The organism is Paenibacillus sp. FSL P2-0121, assembly GCF_037975345.1.
Classification (GTDB): Bacteria; Bacillota; Bacilli; order Paenibacillales; family Paenibacillaceae; genus Paenibacillus_AQ; species Paenibacillus_AQ odorifer.
In genome coordinates this window covers 6,053,450-6,073,896 of the sequence record NZ_CP150245.1, presented here as the reverse complement: position 1 = coordinate 6,073,896, position 20,447 = coordinate 6,053,450, and the positions used below count along the sequence as shown (strand labels likewise).

Here is a 20,447-nt window from a genome sequence, read left to right as displayed (position 1 = left end):
CCTATGGCAGGATGGGAGAGACTTCAAGAGACCGTGCAGTTTGAAATTGCTCAGCGTGGAGAAGAAGGTTGCGAGATTGATGGGTTCGCGGATAAGCTAGCGGCTGCTGGTGCCGATGAGCTCAAGCTGATGCAGGTATACAATGAGCTAATGGAGCTTACGATTAGTGAGGATTTTCCGTATCAAGAGCCATCCTCTCTGGAGGAGATTCGTCAACTACGTCCAGAAGGTCCACGTAAGCTTGAGGCGGACTGGAGCGAGGCAGAATGGAGAGATAAGTTCTATGGAGCCTGGCTCGGTAGAAGTGTCGGCTGCGCACTCGGGAAACCGCTGGAGTATTGGGACTATCTCTATGGGAAAGATGGCCGTTCGGGCTGGGAGAATATTGAGCTATGGTTTCAGGGTGCGGACGCCTGGCCAATTACTGGCTATACGCCTGGGCATTCACGGGCAGAGGCTGAATATGGTCTTGGCTTAAGTGAATGGACATATGCGAGTACCCGCGAGACGATCAAGTATATGGAAAGCGATGACGATATTCGCTACACTGTCCTGGGTCTTATGCTGCTGGAGCAGAAGGGTCTGAACTGGGATTCTTGGGATATCGGAAAGCTGTGGCATACACATTTAACATATAGTCAGGTGTGCACGGCGGAGACACAGTCATATATGAATTTTGCGCAGGAGACCTCTCATCTGCATGGCGAGAAGCCTGCGGATTGGCTGGTGCGGCAGGAAAGAGTGCGGATGCACTTAAACCCTTACCGCGAGTGGATTGGTGCCGCTATACGCGCAGATGGACTGGCTTATGGCGCAGCAGGTTATCCTGAGCTTGCGGCAGAACTAGGCTGGCGCGACGCTTCATTTTCACATGTGAAAAATGGTATCTACGGTGAGATGTTGAATGCGGCGATGATATCGGCAGCTTTTGCAGAGAAGGATAATGAACGGATCCTAGAGATAGGCCTTAGTGAGATTCCGCGTACCAGTCGTTTGGCCAGTGATGTTTTGCGGGGGATAGATATTGCGCAGAAGGCCAAAAGTGAGCGGGAGTTGGTTCGTAACATTTGGGATACTTTTAGCCACTATGATGCAGTCCATACAAATAATAATGCTGCTCTTGTAGCTGCGTCGCTTGTTTATGGCGGGAATGACTTTGAAAAAACAGTTGTCACTTCCGTATATGGTGGAATGGATACAGACTGTAACGGGGCTACTGTGGGCTCAATTATGGGAGCGAAGCTTGGAGCAAGTAAGTTGCCGGCTTCATGGATCGAACCGCTTCACGATACGTTATATGCCGATCTGCCCGGATTTCATCCGATAGCGATTTCGGAATGTGCGGAACGCAGCTACCAAGTGTTCTTGAAGATTCGCAGAGAGCTTGGCGAAAAGGCATAAAAGATTTAGCGAGTATGGGACTCGATAGATCAGGGATTCAGGGATTACTATATGAATTATGGGATGTCTTAAGCTATTGGCTTAGACATCTTTTTTTGTGTAACAGCAGGTCTTTAATCACACTCCAACGAACCAAATGTAGCTTTAACTGCATTTCATACACTTAAAAAAACCAAATATGGCTATATTAACAGTGGAGCGTTTAGTGGTGGGGCAATAGGAGAATCATGATTTCAAGAGGGAAGGATTATCTTTGCTAACCCTTTTTATTTTATTAATAAATGTGTAAAAAGAGCCCGGTATAAAGGGGTTTTAGGTTTTCATCAACCTTCCTGGTATATCATTTAAAGAAAAATGATGACACAGCAGAAGAAATGTCTTATTATTTAAGGAGATTTTTAATAAAACAGATTTTAGAAAATTGTAATACAATGTCTCACTTGATGGAGGTTCATTATATAAGGGAAAGGAAGGGGGAGCTTCTAATACTGTCGCTGAGTCGGGTAAGTAAAGGGTACAAGCTGAAGGAAGGCATCTATCAGGCTGTAGATGAGGTATCGCTGGAGGTAAAGCAGGGATCCATTCATGGGATCATTGGTGAGAGTGGTGCGGGGAAATCTACGCTGCTGCGACTGATGAATCTTCTGGAACAGCCGGATGAGGGAACGGTTACCGTAGATGGCCACAACCTGACCGAAATGCCTAGTAAAGCACTGCGTAAAGCAAGGCAAAAGATTGGAATGATCTTTCAACAATTTAATCTTGTTTATAACGTCACTGTAGAGCGGAATGTTTCGATCCCGCTGGAGCTGGCAGATGTCCCAAAGCATGAACGAATGAAGCGTGTGAAGGAGTGTCTGGATTTTGTTGGACTGGCAGATAAGGCAAAACAATATCCGGCACAGCTCAGCGGAGGACAACGTCAGCGTGTTGCGATTGCCCGCGCGCTAGCGAACAGTCCGGGAATATTACTGTGTGACGAGCCAACGTCCTCCCTGGACCCTGGAACCACTACAGATATCTTGAACGTGCTGAAGCATGTGAATTCAAGTCTTGGAGTAACGGTTGTCATTGTTACGCATGAGATGGATGTTGTCAAAAGCATATGTACTCATGTATCGGTGATGGAAAAAGGGCGCATTGTAGATTCGTTCTCTCGTGAAGACGGTGAATTCCGTCCAGCGGCAGCCACTACCGGGACATACCGCGATCAGATTCTTGGTAAAGCGGGGGAAGATCATGTTTGATAGTGTACTTCAATATCAGGCACAGATGTGGGATTCGATTGGTGAAACCTTTGTGATGGTTGGTATTTCTGTTGGAGCGGCCGTGCTGCTGGGGCTTCCACTGGGTACCTTGTTGTTTTTTTTCCGAAAAGGGCAGCTTTATGAGAATACAACGTTGTCTCTGGTGCTCAACAGTATCGTTAATATTATCCGCTCTTTTCCGTTCCTGCTGCTGGTCGTTGCGCTAATTCCAGTCACTCGTTTCCTGGTCGGGACCGCCATTGGTACGATTGCAGCAGCGGTTCCATTATCTATAATCGCTATTGCCTATTATGCTCGGTTAGTGGAGCAGTCGTTGCTGGAGGTTCCTAAAGGGGTCATTGAAGCAGCATTATCGATGGGAGCCTCGAAGCTGGGCTTGATCTTTAAATTTCTGTATGTGGAAGCTCGTTCGGGTCTAGTCCTTGGACTTACTACTTCTACAATTAGCTTTATCTCCTTCTCGACCGTGATGGGAGTTGTTGGTGGGGGAGGGGTTGGTGATTTCGCTATCCGTTATGGTTATCAGCGTTTTGAGACGGAAGTGATGATCTATGCCATTCTAGTGATGATTGTATTAGTCCAATTGGTTCAGTTCACCGGGGGGACTATCGCAAGGCTGTTGGATAAGCGGTAATACAAAATAGTTCAATATATAAACTGGGGGTTAGTAGTACTAATGAAAAAATCAATGATACTTGTGCTTACATTAATGGTATTGGTCGTAGCGGGTTGTGGCTCTAATAAAGCAGCCGAGAACAATACTGCAAAAGGTAGTAATGATGAGTTAACCAAATTAAAGATCGCTACACTGATCCCACCTATGACAGAAATTCTGGATATTGTGAAGCCGCTCCTGAAGGAAGATGGCATTGATCTGGAGATCGTTGTTCTCTCTGATAATGTGCAGCCTAATGAGGCGTTGGCTAATAAAGAAGTAGACGCTAACTTTTTCCAACACGTTCCTTATATGAAGCAATATAATGAAAGCAAAGGCTCTAATCTGGTAGAGGTACAGCCTGTTTATGACGCTATTTATGGCGGATACTCCAAACGTTATAAGACTATAGCTGATCTTCCTGAAGGGGCTACGCTTGTAATGGCTAATGATCCATCTAACATCGGCCGTTCATTGCAAATGTTCGCTGCAGCTGATCTTATTAAGCTAAAAGAAGGCGTAGGCATTCAAGCCACACAAGCAGACATTACTGAAAATCCAAAAAAATTCAAGTTTGAAGAAGTCGATCTCCTAATGCTGGCCCGTATGCTTGATGATGGCGATCTGGTAGCCATGACTCCGGCTTATGCGAGCCCACTAGGATTGACACCGAAGAAAGATGCACTGATTACGGAAGGCGAAGATTCCGAATTCACAATTACTTTGGTGGCACGTGAAGATAACAAGGACTCTGACGCCATTCAAAAGCTGGCTAAACGGATCAGCGGTCCTGAAGTGAAAAAGTTCCTTGAGGATAATTACGCGGATATTGCGTTGCCTGCGTTTAAATAAGCTGAATATGGATCTATAAAAAAGGGCAGCCCGGCGATATTTACCGGGCTGCCCTTTTTGTAATAGGAGTATTTAGGTGTGTCTTACATTACTCGGCTTCTCTCAGCCGTTCCACAATGGATGCTTGGGATAACGTTTTATAGGCTCTCAGTGTCACTGTGTAAGCGAGAATTAACAAAATAGGAACGGTGAGGATAAACGGCAGCCAACTCATCTGAAATACCATAAAGGCCATATTTTCCGTGATGTTTTTGGAAAGGTTATAGGTCAGCAATACACCTAATGTTGAGGTTATGAGGACGGTTAGCAAAACGGTGTAGAATCCTTCAAGGATCAGCATACGTTTTAGCTGCTTTTTGGTCATGCCAATACTCTCCAGCATGGCAAGTTCATTCCGGCGGGAGACTACCCCGGTGAGTACAGTGTTGATATAATTCAGCACCCCGATTAGAGCAATGACCAGGCTAAGCCCATACCCGACGGTTTGAAAAATGCGAATGAATCCACCGAGCTCATCCTTGTAATCCTCCCTTGATTTTAAAGTTAATTCATCAGTTGAATCTGTTAAAGCTTTGACCACTTGTTCTACCTGGTCCAGCTTAGTCGGATCGACATGTAGTGTGGCTGAAACGATATTGGCTGGATCTGTACCCTTCGGCATTTCCTTCTGCAGCTCCGAAGCAGGGAGGAAGATGTTGTAACCTAACATAGAGTAAGATTTTGTTGTGGCAGCATATACTGCATCATGTTTTACTACTGCCATCACTTCATAAGATTTATCCGACTTCTCGAAAGTGACTGTATCTCCAGGATGATAATAGGTGCGGTAGCTATCTTCTTCTATAAACATGGCCTCAGATATGACCGCATATTTTCCTGAAGCAAACTTCTGCCTGTTAAACTCCCCTTCAATAATATCCTTGTCCACAAGATCATACCAGCCCGGATCTAATCCATATAAATGATTGTAGACCATCCCCCCCTTATCTAAAGTGGAGAGAAGATAAGGATGTGGGTCAGCAGCTGCCATTGGCTCCAAAATAGCCCGGACAGCATCATCGACAGGAGATGGAACATATCTGTGGTAAACCTTATCAACAGTTTCTACACCGTCAATTTTACTTAGATTGTTGGCGAATTCCTCTGAAAGCTTATATGGATCACCGTCTCGAGGTCCTGTAATACTGACTAGCACTTCATTCTGAACCACAAAATCACCGGAGATAAAGGCACGCAGATATTTATTCACATCCAGTGAGGAAATTACTGTAAAAATGGTACTGAACAAGATGATACTCAAGGAGAGTGAAGAGAGCATCAGGATCAGCTTCTTTTTGCTTCTGAACAGGTTGGAGAACGCCATGTTGTGAAGTTTTGCGCCATGTTTTGATTTTTTGGCATTCCGTTTTCCACCGCTGCTGACTCCGGCAAATTTTACAGCCTCTACCGGCGAGGTTCGCGAAGCCATTCGGCCCGGTTTGCTTGCGGCGATCCATACTGTCATAAACGAGAATGCTGCTGCACCAATAAATATCCACGGGCTAGCAGAATAGACATTATCAGTAGAACCGTTTAAAAATGAGGAGGCCATAGGGAGAATCAGCAGACCTAGCAGATACCCGAACCCCAATCCAAAAGGCAATGCGACGAGATAAAGTGACCGGGCCTGAATGGAGATGATCTTTTTCAGTTGTCGGGGTGTGGTACCGATGGTCTTTAGCAGCCCGTAAAATTTGACATCCCGCACGACGGAAATAAAAAAGATATTGTAGATTAGTAAATAGCCGCTCAGCATGGTGATAAGAATGACAACTGCATAAGGAATGATATTCAGTAGATTATCGGAGAGAGAAACACTTGTATAAGCCGGATTGACACCATAAGGTACATCCAGGCCGGTGTCCGTCAAAATCTTTTGTACCTTCTGTTCAATATTATAAGAATTATTAAACATCACCCCTAGACCTGCGGTGTTCACATAAGAACCCGTTGCCTCAGAGATGTCCGGGTCAATATGGGAAATGTTCTTCTGTGTAAATGCTTCGGATACAAAAGCCAATCCTGACATCGCCAAATTTTGATCGGTTTCGTAATATCCGGAGAGCTTAAAGTCTTGGCTTATGACTTTTTCACCAATGTCTATATCCAGCTTCACAGTCTGGCCTAACTCATGTTTTGCTCCTAGCAAGTCAAGCGCCCAAGTATTTAGGACGATTTCATTCTCTTGGGAGGGCAGTCCGCCGGCTATAAAGTTGATAAAACCGTGTTTGGCATAATTCTCGTCAATTCGAAGGACCTCTACCCGGTGATTCTTGAACAGACTGGTGCTTATATCGCCAACCTTAAGGAAGACGCCATACTCTTTGATGGATGGTTGATTCTTCAGCTTCTCCAACTCGGCAGGATTCAGATATTTGAAGCTTCCATGATAATCGCTGCCGGTAGTCTGCATTTGTGCGCGTTGCATCGATTTGTTAATACTGAGCGCCAAGGTAAACACGCTGGTGATCAAAAGCGTAGTCAGTACGATGGCACAGATGATAGTGAAATTGCGAGCACGGTTGGCTTTGAGGCTTTTTTTGGCTAAAGTAGCAATGGTCTTATGGTTATTCGTGCTGATCATGGCTGGCTCACTCCGGAGCTACGGAGTGAGCCAGTGAAAATGACGCCATCTTCAATACGGATAATACGGTCAGCAGTTTGAGCAATTTGTTCATTGTGTGTGATCATCACAATGGTTTGGTTGAATTTTTCACTCATCTGTTTAAGTAAAATCAGCACTTCTTGGCTTGTTTTGCTGTCCAGATTACCTGTAGGTTCATCTGCTAAGATGATTGAAGGTTTGGTCGCCAATGCTCTGGCTATTGCCACCCGTTGCTGCTGTCCGCCAGACAGATTAGAAGGTAGAGTATTCATCTTTTCCTGCAAGCCTAAAGTGCGGATGATTAGATCAAGATAAGTTTCGTCAATTTTGCCACCGTCCAGTTCAATGGGCAGCACAATATTCTCCCGCACATTTAGTATGGGTACCAAATTGTAATTCTGAAAAACAAACCCCACCGATCTGCGCCGAAAAATGGTCAGCTTCTCATCACTCATCGCAAAAATATCGTTCCCGTCCACGTAAACCTTGCCCTCTGTTGCCCGATCTAATCCGCCAAGCATATGAAGAAGAGTGCTTTTGCCGCTGCCGCTAGTGCCGACAATGGCGACAAACTCCCCTTTATCCACTGACAGTGATATACCGTCCAAAGCCTTAACGCTTGAGCCAACCTTTCCATAGTGTTTTTTTAAATTTTCAGTCTGTAGAATCGGCATAACTCTTCCCCTCCAATGAGATCTGTTTGTCCATGATTTAAGGGTAGCAAATCAATCTGACAGGAGAGTGTCTGAATTCTGACCATAATGACACATTCTATTTCAGCGCTGGGGCAGGTAAACAGAGAAAGTTGTACCTTTTCCAGTTTCAGAAATGACGTTGATATGGCCGCCTTGCGCCGTGATAATCTCTCTGGACAAAAACAACCCGATGCCGACCCCCTCGAATTCACGCGCTTGCTTTCCTCGGTAAAACCGCTTAAAGATGTGAGGGATTTCTTCGCTGGGGATTCCAAGTCCAGTATCGGTAAGGTGGAGACAGGTGAACATCTCGTTGCTTTCAGCAAGAACGGAAATTTGTCCGTTATGCGGTGTGTACTTCACAGCATTCTCGAGCAGGTTGAATAGTGCTTCACTTGTCCATTTGACATCGTGGCAGGCTAAGATGTGTGTCCCGCAGTCAATATTGATCGTAATTTGTTTGTTTTCCGCTTGTGCATAAATCTGGGATAAAGCCTGCGTCAGAGTTTGTATGAGCGGTTTCGCCTCAATCTGCTGTAGGGAGATCATTCCTGTTTCCAAACGTGATAATTTGATTAGAGACTGAATCAGCCAATCCAACTTATCTGACTGCGCTTTAATATGCTGTATGTAGTGCCGGACATTCTCATTTAGTCCGGGCATCTCTTCGAGCAACTGACTGAATACCATGATATTAGAGAGGGGGGTCTTGGTTTGATGGGAGATATCCGAGATCAGCTCTTTTATTTTGTTTTTCTCTGTTTGGATATTTCGTTCATTCGCCTTAGCCATCCCTATATACCGCTTTAGTTTATGTTCCATCGAAGACAGAGCGGTTTCTTCATAGTTAGTGAGTGGCGGCAGGTCATGTATAGCCCGTTCAATCGCAGTGTCCAAGGTCTGTATATAGATTGCGATCTGGCGGTTCCATAACCAGACCCATACGGCTCCTGTCGCTAATATACAGATGATAAATAGAGAAGTCAGTTGGAGCAGAGTGGGGTCGAACCCGTACAGAAACATTATACTGCCGATAAAACAGGCTACTAGTATAAGGATGATCAGTAAAAAGAGCCTATGAATTTGCTTGAAATTAGCAGGTGGGCTATTGGTTTTCATGGTTTTTGCCCTTCAGTCCACATGTATCCAAGTCCGTAAATGGTCTTGATATATTTGGGTGCTGCCGGGTCATCCTCAAGTTTAGCACGCAGCCGTTTGATGGCTACTGTCAATGCGTTTTCATCCACAAATTCGGCATCCTTGCTCCAGATCTTGTCTATCAGCTGTTCTCGGGTCAAAATATTGCCCGTATTCGTCACCAGCAGCCGCAGCAGTTTTTGCTCAGTTTTGCTCAGCTGGAGCGATTGTTTATTTTTGCTGTACTCCAGTTTCTCAAAATCGAGTTCTAAGGGACCCAATGTTATTTTTCCAGTCCCTAGTGATTCCGTTCTTCTGAGCACTGCCATTACTCTGGCGCGAAGCACCATTAGGCTGAATGGTTTAGTGATATAGTCATCGCCCCCCAATGCAAAACCGGTGATAATGTCGGACTCCATATCATTGGCGGTTAGGAAAATAATGGGTACGCGTGAGGTCTTGCGAAGTTGCTCGCAATAATCCAGTCCACTGCCGTCTGGCAGATTGATGTCCAGAATGATGAGATCAATAGGGTTAACTGCGAAAATATGCTCCGCCGCGGCAATATCGTAGGCTTGATGGATCATGACATTGTTTTGAGAAAGAGTGAGAGCGATCCCTTTATTTAAACTACGGTCGTCCTCAACGATCAGTATGTTCATAGTAATTCTCCTTTGTTTCTTATTTGATCATTATACATTCTCGGGATTTATTCGAAAGCGAGATTTTTATTTAGTAGACAGTTGAAAGTGGACTTTTCTTTATAATCTTTAAAAATGTTTTATTGTATATTAAATGTAATTTTCTAGAACAAATAGTTAGTATAGTCCTCAAAAAAAACATTGTAAACGAATTTTTTTATATAAAATAGTAAATTAATGGAATAAAGTGGATCTTGGAAAAAAATGTCGAAGCACACACTATTTATTCTAGTTATTGGTATTGCAAGAAATTTCACGACGGTATGACACATGAAGAATCAGATATTCTAAAGAAATAGAGGGGTTGTGCATGAGTATATTAAAAGCTAACGACTTGAGAAAGTATTACGGTAGTGAACCAAACCCTGTCAAAGCGTTGGATGGCATAACAATGAGTGTGGAGCAAGGTGAATTTGTGGCTATCGTTGGGACTTCCGGCAGCGGTAAGTCTACGCTACTGCATATGCTCGGGGGCCTTGATAATCCTACCTCTGGCACCGTAGAAGTGAATGGGAAAGAACTGTCAAAGATGAACAGTGATCAGCTTACGATTTTTAGACGTAAAAATATCGGGTTCATTTTTCAAAATTATAATCTAATGCCGATACTTAATGTCTACGAGAATATCGTTCTGCCGATTGAACTTGATGGAAACAAGGTGGATAAGGAGTATGTGAACATCATTGTAAGGATGTTAGGACTGAAGGAGAAGCTGAATAATTTACCCAACAATTTGTCTGGGGGCCAACAACAGCGTGTAGCAATTGCAAGGGCTTTAGCGATGAAGCCCGCTATTATCCTTGCCGATGAGCCCACTGGAAATTTGGATAGTCAAACAAGTGAAGAGGTAATCAAGCTGCTGGAAATGACTAGTCACCAACTAAATCAAACAATCATTATGATTACACATAACAACGAAATTTCCTTGCGTGCTGATCGGATTCTCCGTATGGAGGATGGGAAAATCGTGGATTAGAGAGGGAAAAAATGTATAGAAATCATTCTTCATCCGTCATCCGAAAATTATTTCAGAGATACTATAAGGCAAACAAAACCAGAAATATTATATTGGCATGCGCCATCATTCTTACGACCATTCTGATTACAGCAGCTTGCAGCACATTTTACAGTTACTTGAAATTATCTAAACATCAAGAAATGAAAGAAACCGGGACAAGTGCTAATGTTATTTTGAGTCGTCCAACACAGAATCAATTAGATTTATTAAGTAAATTTGATATTTTAAAGCCTGAAATGAATATTCAAACCAAAATGGGATCACTTGTCAATAATAAGGGACAGGCTGGGATTGATATACAGATGATCAGTTCTACAAATTGGGAGGAATATAGCGGATCACTTGTAGATAATATGCAGGGTACCTATCCTGCTAAAGGCAATGAAATCATGATGTCAACATGGCTGTTGAATAGGTTGGGATACTCAAAGCCGCAGACTGGAATGGAGGTTTCATTGTCTGTTGCTATCAGTGATATTTCAAAAAACGGCGACGCAGAGGTTCAGAGCCTTCCCTTTACTCTGTCTGGATTCTATGAGGACACGGTAAATATCAATTCTGAAAACAATCGAATTGTCTTTTTTTCAGAAACATTTTTAAGAGAACATCCGCAGGAAGTGCCGAATCTTGTAGGGTTATTATTTAAAGATACCAGACATTATCACGATAAAATCGAGCAGATTCGAGCCTCCATTGATTTGGATGGAAATCAGCAGTTGATTCCTTCATATGACGGTAAATTGAATATGAATGTCAAGGATTCACTGGTTGCAGTAATAATGGTTTTGTTTTTTATGTTTGATGGATACCTTATTATTTTCAACGTTGCGTATATCTCTATTACTCGAGACGTACGATTTTATGGGCTGCTGAAAATGCTGGGAATGACTAGTGCGCAAATCAAGCAAATTGTCTATTACAGTGTTGCTAAAGTAGCCTTTTTTGCCCTGCCTGTGGGGATGCTGTTGGGATGGGGGCTTTCATTTTACGTAGTGCCGCTTGCCTTATCTTCGTATGAGGGTTTCTCATCCATAGATAGGCAAGTCAACTTATGGGTGTTGCTCTTGGCCCTATTTTTCTCAGCGTTAACTCTATTTTTAAGCTATAGAGCACCTGCAAAGAAGGCAGGGAGAATTTCTCCGATTGAAGCGTCGAAACATACTGATACACAATCCGGAAAACAAAATTCAAGAGGTAGACATGGCGCGAAAATACCGTATATGTCGTTAAAAAATATACTCCGTAGTAAAAAAAGATTGCTTTTTGTTGTGTTAACGCTCTTCTTAGGCAGCACTGCACTTGTGGTGCTTTCCACATTTCTAAAATCCTTCAGTGCGGAGGAATACATCAATGCAGAGGTTAAATACGACATTGCTATGTATAACCAAATGACCAGAGCCAGTTTTAATCCAACAGAGGAGCAGCACTTTACTCCTGAGTTGTTGTCGCAAATTTCCGCAGTAAACGGGATCCGTGAACTCGAACGAACGACGGTAGTATCTATTTTCCAGCATTATTCAGATAGTACTCATGGTGAGTGGCTGCGAAATTACAATGAATTTCGTGCAGGTGTGAATGAGGAACTCAGAGATAAAAAACATTATGAGGAAGATCCTAAAACTAACTTTTGGGGTTTATTGATCGGCATTGATGATAAAAAACTGGAGGAGTATAACCGTACTGCTAAGAACCCGATTAATTTAAGCGACTTTTCCAAAGGGAAGATAGCATTGGTAACTGATATTAATGGGAATGGCATTCCAATAGGTGTACAGATACCCTTTACGGTAATTGACAACAACAAGAGCTATAAGGTGAAAATTGGCGGTCAAATGACGTTTGAACGTGATGCTATGAATAGTGGTGCTGCTCCATGGCTAATTGTGTCAAATAATGTTATCAACAAATATCATTCTGATGCTGTGATTTACTCTATTAAGATTAATGCGCAAAAAGGAAAAGAACAGGATGTGTTGAATGAGGTCAAACTCCTTACAAGCGGAGACAGCAGCATTTCACGCACCTCAAAAATTGAACAGGCAAAAGCGTTTGCTGACTTAAAGCAGTCTTTTTCCAATCTTTCTATTGTTATCATTATCATTTTAAGCAGCATCGGTGTTTTGAATTTTATTAACACTATATTAGTAAGCATTGTATCCAGAAAACAGGAGTTTGCTGTTCTAGCATCTATTGGCGCGACGAAGAAGCAGATTAAATGGCTGATCACCTTTGAAGGAATATGGTTTGCTCTAATTGCTTTTGTTCTTACATTAATAGTGGGTAGTGGCATTAGTTATCTGGTCTTTAATATATTGCATGAATATATAGGCTATGGAGTGTTTAGATATCCGGTTACCTCTTTAATCATATATTCGGGGGTTGTCTTGTTGATCTGTTCTATAATTCCTGGTTTGTTGTACAAATCTATTTCCCGTTCAAGTGTTATTGAACAGCTAAGACAAGCGGAATAATAATGTAAGGGAGGTGGGAACTTTGAAACACAATAGTGGAAAAACTATGAAAAAATTGGCAAAGCGCTCTCTTAAATCTAGCAAAAATTATTTTGCTATTCTGGCAATAGCCTTGGCTGCGATTATGTTCACCAGTGTATTTACTATTGCAGGGAGTTTGTTAGAGTCAATGAAAGACAACAAGATGAGAATCGCGGGGAGCAATGCTCATGGTGGATTTCATCAAATGTCTATGCCTGAGTATAAAAGAGTCTCTTCAGATTTAATGATTAAGGACATCTCCTATTCGGTTCTTATCGGTGATGCACAGGGGGCTGCCTTTTCTAAGTTACCTACAGAAGTGAGGTATGGTGAGGAAAAGTATGCAAAATGGGCGTATAGCTTACCACAGCTTGGAAACATGCCACAGCAAAAGAAAGACATAAGTGTAAGCACCTTGGTATTGGATGCGCTGGGTCTTCCCCATACATTAGGTCAATCTATTTCGTTAACCTTCAAAACAGATGAAAAAACAATAACAGATACCTTTACCGTTTGTGGAATTTGGGATGGAAATCCGCTCTCTTGGCGTCAAAATATTTGGCTTTCTCGTGAATATGCAGATTTAATAGCTCCTGTGGCAACTGAACCATGGAACAACCGTCCCAATGTGTACTCAGGCTATATCAACAGTCAATTTTGGTTTTCGAATACGTGGGATATTGAAACGAAATCTGAACAACTTGCCAGCAGAAGTGATTTTGATGGTCAAATAACTGTTAACGCTTCTTATGATATTCTAGGATCTGAACCTCAAAATATACTTCTAGGTTTCCTTGTAATCACAGTGATTTTCTTAGCTGGATATTTGTTAATCTACAATATATTCTATATTTCAATTGCACAAGAAATTAAATCTTATGGATTATTAAAAGTCATTGGGACAACTTCAAAACAAATCAAAAGAATGGTTCGTTATAAGGCAATATATCTTGCTTGTATCGGTATTCCTTTTGGACTAGTGATAGGTTGGACGATCGGTCGTTTTCTTGTTCCGGCTATTATCGATATTTTTGGTGAAGATATGCGCGTCGTAACAAGTGTACACCCGCTTATTTTTGCTATTGCCGCTATATTCAGCCTCTGCACAGTGTTATTAAGTTGCTTAGGGCCAGCAAAGGTTGCATCAAGGGTTTCTCCAATAGAAGCTCTAAGTTATGTTGAAGGAAAACAGGCGGGAGAACTAAGAAGAAAAAAGAAAAAAGCTCAACCAATAACATCCGTTCGTCTAGCAATGGCTAATTTAAAGAGGAACCCCCGAAAAGTGATCATCGTCACGCTTTCTTTTACACTTAGTTTGGTTATTCTTAATAGTACTTATGGTCTTGTGCATTCTTTTGATTTTAATAAGTTCATTGAGTTTCAGTCTGTTTCGGACTTTACGGTTGCTGATACTTCTATCATAAATAATTCGCCTCCATTTGATACTTCCGGTGTAAGCAATGAGTTCATAAAACAAGTAGAGTCATTGGACGGGCTTGAAAATAGCGGTAATGTTTATGTACTCCCTTTAACACAAAATTTAAGTGATCAGGCAATGTCTGCGCTGAAAAGAGAAGTCGGATTGATGAATGAAAAGGACCAAGAGGAATTTCTGAGTTCTCAGGAAATGGTGAAACGGAGATCAATAGTGAATACATTTGGTTTCAGTGAGTGGCCGGCACAGATGATTCAAGTAAAGGAAGGAGCTTTGGATCAAAAACGCTGGGAGAACGGAGAGGGAATCTATGTTACTAACTGTAAGAAATTCCTAGATGGTACAAGCAGCATTTATCATCCGGGAGATAAAGTTAAAGTGAGTTTTGGAAACGGAAAGGAAAAGGAATATGAAGTGCTTGCCATTGTTGATTTTCCGGGAGCTATTCACTCAGTGGCATATTATGATATAGGATTAGAGTATTTGTTGCCTTCGGATGAACTGCTTGCCCATGCAGATTCTATGCTGCCAATGTATACAATCTTTAACGTAGATGATGAACATTTAACTCAGACAGAAAAATGGCTGGAGGACTATTGCTTACATACGGATACCGGATTGGATTTCTATTCGAAGAATACTTCTAGAGAAACCTTTCGTAGTTTAATCTTTATGTATGAGGTGGTAGGAGGTGCATTTTGTATTCTGCTAGGTGTTATTGGGATTCTGAATTTCATAAATTCCATGCAAACTTCTATTTTAACCAGAAAACGAGAAATTGCCATGCTGCAATCAATAGCCATGACGGATAAGCAGGTAAAAGAAATGCTTATCTTTGAGGGGGGCGGGTATGCCTTCCTAGGGCTGATGTTTTCGATTGTGCTAGGAAGCTTGGCAAATACTACCCTAGTACCCGCAATGGGAGCAGAACTTGATTATTTTACTTGGACTTTTACATTAACCCCTATTTTACTTAGTATAATCCCCTTTATGCTGATCTCTATTGTAGTACCCGTTTTGTGTTACCATAGCATATCTAAGAAGACTATTATTGAAAGATTACGGAGCGAGGTTTTTTGATAAAGAGCCGCATAGTTAACCCTAAAGGAAAGTTCAAAAGGGCATCACCTATATAGGGTGGTGTCCTTTTAATTTTTGATGGGTAGCATTCCCATTTATATGTGCAAAGGTTGGTTATGAGCTACAACTAGCCCAACAGTGGTCTGTAGTCGTACAGCTACCTCGACTAAGGTCCAGTACGAAAAACCGTCGTTGGTCTGTTTTGAAAGTCTGCGATTTACCCTAGAATAAGGCTATAAGGTTAAGGACAACGAAAGGCGGTGAGAAAAAATGCAAAGAAGACAAGGAAACGGATTAGCGGTTGTACTGATTGTGATTGGTGCGGTTATGCTGCTCGGCATTGCGCTTCCTCTGATCCACGGAATGTTCAGATTACTTTTCCCGGTATTGCTGGTTGTTCTCGGGTACTACGGGATTAAGAGCGGACGCAAGATTATTGGTTGGGTACTGATGTTCATTGGTGTGATGTCCCTGATCGCGAAGCTTTCCTGGATCATTGGACCACTTCTAGGAGTGGCGTTGATCGTCTGGGGCGTATCAGCATTAAAGGGCAGAAGTAACAATGGTACTTATTAAGAAGCAATGTACTTAAACAAGAAGCAGGGAGGGAGCAGGAGATCATGAGTGTTTTTCGTCGCATGAGGGATATTACTGTAGCTAATCTAAACGAACGTCTGGAGCAAAGCCAAGATCCCGTGAAACTAATTGATCAATTTCTACATTCAACCCGTGAGGAAATCAGTGAAGCTGAAAGGCTGTACCAGCAATATGCTTCCCACACGAAGCAATTGCAGCAGCAAGTGAACCAAGCAACTGCCATGAGAAACAAACGTGAAGAGCAGGCGTTGTTGGCACTGAAAGCAGGCGAGGATCATCTCGCGAAGCTGGCTTTACAAGAAAAGATCATTCACGAGGAAAAACTGGAGCAATATAGCGGGCTGCTAGAACAGAGCAAGCAATCCTTGTTTGAACTTGAAGCACAGCTGAATGAGCTGAAAATAGAGTATCAAACGGTGTACAGCAAACGTCAGTATTATTCGGCACGAATGGAGTCGCTGCGATTGCAGCAACGGATGAATCAAAGAGCCAGTGCTTATGGCAATGGTGGTGATGTTCCCAAAATGTTCGGACGTCTGGAAGATCAGATGTCGGATTGGGAATTAGAAGCAAAGAGCTTGCGTGATTTGCGGCGCATGGGACAGGAATATGCGGTGCAAGCGGGTGAGACCGTAGCGACCGTACTCGAAAGAGAAATGGCTCGCCTAAAGGAAAAACTGAACAATGGTGGAAAGGAGTAGCGCTATGAGTCGATTGTATCGTTCAACAAGAGATAAAGTGATGACGGGTCTTGCAGGTGGATTATCTGAGACACTCGGTATTGATTCCACGTTATTCCGGATTCTATTACTGGTCAGCATTCCGTTTACAGGTGGTGCGGTGATTCCGGTATACTTCATTGCAGCAATGGTCATTCCTAAGGAACCGACGCATTATAATCCATTTGGACCAGGGCCTGGGGCACCGGGTGGCCCATTCGGCGGACCCTACTCAGGCAGACCGGAACATGGACACGGACCACAAGCTACTGGCGGATATGGACCTTATGGACGCCAGCCAAATTACAATCCTAATTTTGAGAAGAACAACGCTTATTCCGCACCGGACTCCGGTTTGGATGCGATGATGAAGGATATTGAGAAGAAGGCTTTGCAAAAAGAAGTAGAAGAACTCAAACAAAAACTGTCTAAATATGAGAAAGGGGAATTGTAAATCATGGGAGTATTTCAAAGAATTAAAGATATGACAAAAGCGTCGGTAAATGACTTGTTGGATAAGGTAGAGGACCCAATCGTAATGCTTAACCAATATCTGCGCGATATGGAGGCTGAAATTCACGAAGCAGAAGTAACAGTTGCTAAACAAATGGCTAACGAACGCCGTATGAAGCAACGTGTGGAAGAAGCAGCAAAAATGTCTGCACAACGTGGATCACAAGCTGAACTGGCACTGAAAAATGGCCAAGAAGAAGTAACTCGCAAGCTGTTGGAAGAAAAAATCTACTTTGACCAAAAGCAAGTGGAGTACAGTGATCTTCACGCACAAGCTGAAGTACACGCTAAGGAATTAGTGCAACAACTGCATGACATGAAGGATGAGTTCTACAAGCTGCGCAACAAACGTAACGAGCTTGTATCCCGTGCTCAAATGGCTAAAGCTAAAAAACAAATGTCGCAAATCAGCAGCGTACATTCCATTGAAAGTGGCAGTGCATCACTCGGATTCCACCGGATGGAAGAGAAAATTATGCAGCTTGAGGCTGAAGCAGATGTAATGCGTGCACCTTACAGCCCATCCGCTGCTTATAGCAAACCCGTTGATGTTGAGAAGCAACTGAAAGTGGATGAGCAATTGGCACTACTGAAAAACAAGCTGAATGATACACCCGCGGCTCCTTCTCTAAACAAAAAAGAACAATAAATCCTGTTCCTAAAACTTGGACGGATATGATATGCTGGACAAGAAGAAGCCATACGGTATGGATCTCCATACCGATATGGCTTTTATAGCGGCTAGCTATAATATTTAACGGTGATAATATTCCTCATCATAGTGACGGATATCTAACCGATAGTATAAAATGAGTTTTGCTTCGCAAAACTTTTAGGAGGTGCGAAATGGATAAACGAAACCGTTTGATTGCCATCGGACTGATTGCTGTTGGCTGCATGATGATTTTTGGTAGATGGCTCGGCTTTTTCTCCATTGTCGCGCTTCTGTTCCTGCTGCTGGGAGTCTACCGTACGACATCAGGCAAAGTAAAGCAGGGCTATAAACTGCTCGGGATAGGTGCTGTATTGCTTTTGCTGGACCATTTGGTGCTCGTGCTGGGGATTTGTTTAATCTCACTTGGGATGTTTTTTACCAAATCCAAAAGAGTACAGCGTAAGGAAGGGTTTATGCAGAAGCAGAACTTTTCATCCAGATTTGACTGGGACCGCTCACCTTGGGTGATGCACAGCCTTAGCTCTTGGCATGTACTGGGTGAGGCCGATGTGGATCTTTCATTAGCTATGGCGGATCATAAGGAAACGGTCATGCTGTTTCAAGGGATTTTTGGCGATATGGACATTAACCTGTCCGATGATTACGGCGTGGAAATTGAAGCTTTTGTGCTCTTTGGGTCCATTGAATTCGGCAACCAGCGAGATACAGGGATGTTGAACCGTCTGAATTGGAAATCAGCTAATTATGACAGCAGTGAATACAAAGTGAAATTTAGTGTTTCTTATTTAATGGGAGATCTAGATGTACGATTATCCTGAAAAGCTTGATAGAGAAGGGAGAGTCCCCCGCATGGAAAAAAAGAACAAAAACATGATATCACGCAGCATGGGTGAGGGGGCTCTGTTCTCTTTGGTCATGCTGCTTGTGATAATGTATGTCATGTATACATATGGCTATTTGAAGCCTTTTGAAAGCTGGAAATTTGGCGTGCGGACAGCGGTCACTCTAATTCTTCTGCCTATGGGCTTTGGGATTGGTTATGGCTTTTATCAGAGCTTTCGTGTGAAGCGGCAGTTGGAACGTCTTAGGCAGACCCTCGTATTATGGGAAAAGGGGAATTTGACGCTGTCCATGCCGGATCTAGGTGATGATGAGCTGGGAAGGCTCGGAGAACAGCTTGGCCGGATTAGCGGCAAATGGGAGAATCAAGTGACGACGCTGCAGCGGTTGTCCACGAATAACGCGAAGCTTGCGGAGCAGGCGCGGGTATCTGCTATTATGGAGGAACGGCAGCGGCTTGCGCGTGAACTGCACGACGCTGTTTCCCAGCAGCTATTTGCAATCTCCATGACTGCCACGGCGGTGGGCCGGACCTTGGAGAAAGATTTCGATAAAGCCCAGCGGCAAATTGCGCTTATAGAAGAAATGTCTGCCGTTGCCCAATCGGAGATGAGGGCATTGCTGCTGCATTTAAGACCTGTTTATTTGGAAGGAAAGGGCCTCGAACAAGGTCTGCAGGAATTGATCAAGGAGCTTAAGATCAAGGTTCCAATCGAAATTGTATTTGAAATGGACCCTGATGTGCAGCTGTTAAAAGGGGTAGAGAATCACTTGTTCCGTATCGTCCAAGAGGCGATTTCTAATACACTTCGTCATGCGAAGGCAGAAAAAATGGAAATCCGGCTGCATAGACGGGGAGATACAGTTCGCTTGACGTTGCGTGATGATGGGATCGGCTTTGAGATGGACGACACCAAACAAGCTTCCTATGGTTTGTCGAACATGCAGGAGCGGATTAATGAAATCGGAGGCTCCATTCAGTTCATCACCGCTCCGGGTAAAGGAATGCGTATTGAAATTACCGTTCCGTTAGTCAATGAATAATAGGAGGAAAGAGTAACCATGGAGATGGAGGAAGCAATTAAAGTACTACTCGTAGATGATCATGAAATGGTACGGATCGGACTAGCAGCTGTTTTAGGTACCGAGGATGGAATTGAGGTCGTAGGTGAAGCTGGAAGTGGAGAAGAAGGCATTCGGCTGGCTCAGGAGTACAATCCCGATGTGGTCTTAATGGATCTCGTAATGGATGGGATGGATGGCATAGAAACGACTAAACAGCTGATGAAGCAGTACCCAGAGATCAAAGTTATTGTTCTTACAAGCTATTTGGACGATGAAAAGATGTATCCTGTTATTGAAGCGGGCGCCTTTAGTTACCTGCTGAAGACTTCGCGGGCTAGTGAAGTGGCGGATGCGATCCGCGCTGCGGCAAGAGGACAGTCCGTGCTTGAGTCACAGGTGGCCTCTAAAATGATGAACCGTTTTAGAAACAATGCAAAAGGAGAATCACCTGCTTATAAAGAGCTTACGGAGCGCGAGATGGAAGTATTACGTCTGTTGGCGCAAGGTAAATCCAATCAGGATATTGCCGATCAACTAATTATTGGAATCAAAACTGTGAAATTTCATGTGACGAATATTCTCGCGAAGCTGGGCGTGGAAGACCGGACCCAAGCAGCAATTTATGCATATAAAAATGGACTAGCTGAATAACAATAAAG

Annotated in this window: 18 protein-coding genes; 14 read left to right on the top strand and 4 right to left on the bottom strand. The window is 43.1% G+C overall.

Annotation, left to right across the window (positions count from 1 at the left end; translation table 11 throughout):
• The first annotated feature begins 3 nt into the window (after positions 1–3).
• The 4 genes from MKY54_RS26675 to MKY54_RS26660 all read left to right on the top strand — a co-directional run bounded on the left by MKY54_RS26675 (position 4) and on the right by MKY54_RS26660 (position 4,176).
• Positions 4–1,401 carry an ADP-ribosylglycohydrolase family protein gene (locus MKY54_RS26675; protein WP_076302375.1) on the top strand — a complete coding sequence of 466 codons (1,398 nt, stop codon included), beginning with the start codon at positions 4–6 and terminating at the stop codon, positions 1,399–1,401.
• A gap of 485 nt (positions 1,402–1,886) precedes the next feature.
• Positions 1,887–2,648, top strand: a complete 762-nt coding sequence (locus tag MKY54_RS26670) for an ATP-binding cassette domain-containing protein (RefSeq protein WP_081388367.1) — start codon at positions 1,887–1,889, stop codon at positions 2,646–2,648.
• A complete protein-coding gene (locus MKY54_RS26665) occupies positions 2,641–3,303 on the top strand; it encodes a methionine ABC transporter permease (RefSeq protein ID WP_036685560.1) in 663 nt (220 codons plus the stop codon). The genes MKY54_RS26670 and MKY54_RS26665 overlap by 8 nt, the downstream gene beginning before the upstream one ends.
• Before the next feature lie 42 nt (positions 3,304–3,345).
• On the top strand, positions 3,346–4,176 hold the full coding sequence (locus MKY54_RS26660; protein ID WP_076308850.1) for a MetQ/NlpA family ABC transporter substrate-binding protein: 831 nt from the start codon (positions 3,346–3,348) through the stop codon (positions 4,174–4,176).
• Between the two features lie 88 nt (positions 4,177–4,264).
• On the opposite strand, the gene MKY54_RS26655 is transcribed toward MKY54_RS26660, so the two are convergent.
• The 4 genes from MKY54_RS26655 to MKY54_RS26640 all read right to left on the bottom strand — a co-directional run bounded on the left by MKY54_RS26655 (position 4,265) and on the right by MKY54_RS26640 (position 9,314).
• Complete coding sequence (locus MKY54_RS26655; protein WP_076308851.1) at positions 4,265–6,799, bottom strand: ABC transporter permease; 2,535 nt, start codon at positions 6,797–6,799, stop codon at positions 4,265–4,267.
• Positions 6,796–7,494: an ABC transporter ATP-binding protein gene (locus MKY54_RS26650; RefSeq protein ID WP_076308852.1), complete on the bottom strand. Its 699-nt coding sequence runs from the start codon at positions 7,492–7,494 to the stop codon at positions 6,796–6,798. The genes MKY54_RS26655 and MKY54_RS26650 overlap by 4 nt, the downstream gene beginning before the upstream one ends.
• A gap of 102 nt (positions 7,495–7,596) precedes the next feature.
• The gene (locus MKY54_RS26645; protein WP_076130303.1) at positions 7,597–8,634 is read right to left on the bottom strand and encodes a HAMP domain-containing sensor histidine kinase; all 1,038 of its coding nucleotides are present in this window, start codon (positions 8,632–8,634) and stop codon (positions 7,597–7,599) included.
• Entirely contained in the window at positions 8,631–9,314 is a 684-nt protein-coding gene (locus tag MKY54_RS26640) for a response regulator transcription factor (protein WP_076130304.1), read from the bottom strand. The genes MKY54_RS26645 and MKY54_RS26640 overlap by 4 nt, the downstream gene beginning before the upstream one ends.
• Positions 9,315–9,663: 349 nt before the next feature.
• On the opposite strand from MKY54_RS26640, the gene MKY54_RS26635 reads away from it, so the two are divergent.
• The 10 genes from MKY54_RS26635 (at position 9,664) to MKY54_RS26590 (ending at position 20,439) form a co-directional block, all read left to right on the top strand.
• Positions 9,664–10,329 carry an ABC transporter ATP-binding protein gene (locus tag MKY54_RS26635; protein ID WP_076130305.1) on the top strand — a complete coding sequence of 222 codons (666 nt, stop codon included), beginning with the start codon at positions 9,664–9,666 and terminating at the stop codon, positions 10,327–10,329.
• Positions 10,330–10,487: 158 nt separating this feature from the next.
• Positions 10,488–12,842 (top strand): ABC transporter permease, encoded by a 2,355-nt coding sequence (locus tag MKY54_RS26630; RefSeq protein ID WP_248549722.1) that lies wholly within the window; start codon positions 10,488–10,490, stop codon positions 12,840–12,842.
• Between the two features lie 22 nt (positions 12,843–12,864).
• Entirely contained in the window at positions 12,865–15,378 is a 2,514-nt protein-coding gene (locus MKY54_RS26625; protein ID WP_217696589.1) for an ABC transporter permease, read from the top strand.
• 270 nt (positions 15,379–15,648) lie between these two features.
• Positions 15,649–15,954 (top strand): hypothetical protein, encoded by a 306-nt coding sequence (locus MKY54_RS26620; RefSeq protein ID WP_036685544.1) that lies wholly within the window; start codon positions 15,649–15,651, stop codon positions 15,952–15,954.
• 44 nt (positions 15,955–15,998) lie between these two features.
• On the top strand, positions 15,999–16,676 hold the full coding sequence (locus tag MKY54_RS26615; protein ID WP_036685541.1) for a PspA/IM30 family protein: 678 nt from the start codon (positions 15,999–16,001) through the stop codon (positions 16,674–16,676).
• 4 nt (positions 16,677–16,680) lie between these two features.
• Positions 16,681–17,148 carry a PspC domain-containing protein gene (locus MKY54_RS26610; protein WP_076184838.1) on the top strand — a complete coding sequence of 156 codons (468 nt, stop codon included), beginning with the start codon at positions 16,681–16,683 and terminating at the stop codon, positions 17,146–17,148.
• A 3-nt stretch (positions 17,149–17,151) separates the two neighbouring features.
• Positions 17,152–17,856 carry a PspA/IM30 family protein gene (locus MKY54_RS26605; RefSeq protein ID WP_036685540.1) on the top strand — a complete coding sequence of 235 codons (705 nt, stop codon included), beginning with the start codon at positions 17,152–17,154 and terminating at the stop codon, positions 17,854–17,856.
• 197 nt (positions 17,857–18,053) lie between these two features.
• Complete coding sequence (gene liaF, locus MKY54_RS26600) at positions 18,054–18,701, top strand: cell wall-active antibiotics response protein LiaF (RefSeq protein ID WP_036685537.1); 648 nt, start codon at positions 18,054–18,056, stop codon at positions 18,699–18,701.
• Between the two features lie 31 nt (positions 18,702–18,732).
• A complete protein-coding gene (locus MKY54_RS26595; RefSeq protein ID WP_076130326.1) occupies positions 18,733–19,767 on the top strand; it encodes a sensor histidine kinase in 1,035 nt (344 codons plus the stop codon).
• Between the two features lie 18 nt (positions 19,768–19,785).
• Positions 19,786–20,439 (top strand): response regulator transcription factor, encoded by a 654-nt coding sequence (locus MKY54_RS26590; RefSeq protein WP_036685532.1) that lies wholly within the window; start codon positions 19,786–19,788, stop codon positions 20,437–20,439.
• The last annotated feature ends 8 nt before the right edge of the window (positions 20,440–20,447 follow it).